This window comes from Halovenus amylolytica (assembly GCA_004015825.1).
Lineage (GTDB): Archaea > Halobacteriota > Halobacteria > Halobacteriales > Haloarculaceae > Halovenus > Halovenus amylolytica.
On record SAYS01000055.1, the window covers coordinates 1 to 1,409 of the forward strand.

The 1,409-nt window shown below is 55.1% G+C and carries 1 protein-coding gene; it reads right to left on the bottom strand.

The window, feature by feature from the left end; genetic code table 11:
• Nucleotides 1–13 precede the first annotated feature (13 nt).
• Nucleotides 14–1,324: an IS4 family transposase gene (locus EOW68_RS18260; protein ID WP_128226579.1), complete on the bottom strand. Its 1,311-nt coding sequence runs from the start codon at nt 1,322–1,324 to the stop codon at nt 14–16.
• Between the last annotated feature and the right edge of the window lie 85 nt (nt 1,325–1,409).

A 1,409-nucleotide genomic window follows, 5' to 3' on the forward strand; every position in this document is an offset into this window, starting at 1 on the left:
CATCCGTCTTTAGCTAAGCCACCTCTGCGGTTCTTGGCTGGATACCGGTAGCCAGTCGTTCCTGAAGCACGAGACGCTGCTGATGGATTTTTTGGGCATCTTCGATTAGCCGATCCAACAGCGGTGGCGGTGAGTACCCGAGGAACTGACGGAGCCGATCGAGGATGAGCTGGGCGTGCGACCGGAAGGTCGCCGCCCAGCGTTCCGGTGGAAACACAGCACTGTCCTCTGCGTGTTCCATTACCAACGAGAGCAACTCTCTGCTCACTACCAGTGACAACAACGCGGCGTAGATCAGGATTTCCACGATATGCGGTTTTGTCGTGTCGAACTCGTCCAATCTGTACTGCGTCTTGAGTTCACGAAATAACAGTTCAACTGCCCACCTGGATTGGTACATCGTTGCGATATCTTCCGGCAAGAACTCCTCTCGCGAGAGATTCGTGATATAGAGGTGGTAGTCGTCGGCGTCCTCGTTGCGGACGCCGACGACACGGAACTGTTTCGTATCTTGTGACTGTTCTCCCGCGTACTCGCGACGGTCAAACTCCACCTCCACCTCTACGTCGATGTACTTCCGGTAGAGATCGTCAACAACGTCGAAGACTTGCTTCCCTTCCAAGGGAATGGCGTCGCCACGCCATTCCCGTAGTTCCTCCGTTATCACCGGGTTTGCACTCTCTTTCAGACGACTTACGAAGTACCCGTCGTTCTCATCAATCAGCGCGAATCGGCGGTACTTGAAATACGCTAGATCAAGCAGTGCTAACCGACCTTCGAGCCACGATCCTGTGTCAAACTCAGTGCTGTCGTGCGCTTTTTCATCCGTGATGCTGAACTGATCGATTGTTTGGTCGGTGACGTTGTGGACCAAGTGGAGCCGGGCTCCAGCTTGGTCCTTCTTGCGAGCTTGGAACTCGTCGGAGAGAAGTTCATTGAGTCGAACAATCGTCCCGTCGCTGATCATCACGTCTCTGAATCGTTCGAACTCATCCGTTACAGTGTGAGGAACAGCGACCTCGTCGAGTCTGGCCTCGACGAGGTCGCGGAGATACGTCGCGAGATTTGGTGTCAGCCGTTGGTAGTAACCGCCAGGAGAAAGCGTCTCGTCAGCAGTTGCATTGTAACTCCGCCGGAAGGCAGCCAGCGTTCGGCTCTCGCCGGTGGCGAAGCCGAACGCGAATGACCAGACGAGAGGCGGTATCTGAAGTTTTCCTTCACGCTCGACCACGCCGACAGCCTCGGCGTGGTCTTCGAGCGCTTCAGAGGGAAGGAGGTTAGTAAGCCGCTGTTCAATTACGTCTGAGGAGGCTTCAGTGTACACAGCCGTTGCCTCCTCATTCCTGTCGAAAAGAAGTCCCGAAAAGCCGCCACTGTCACGACGTTCTGAGCTTAGCTAAAGACGGATG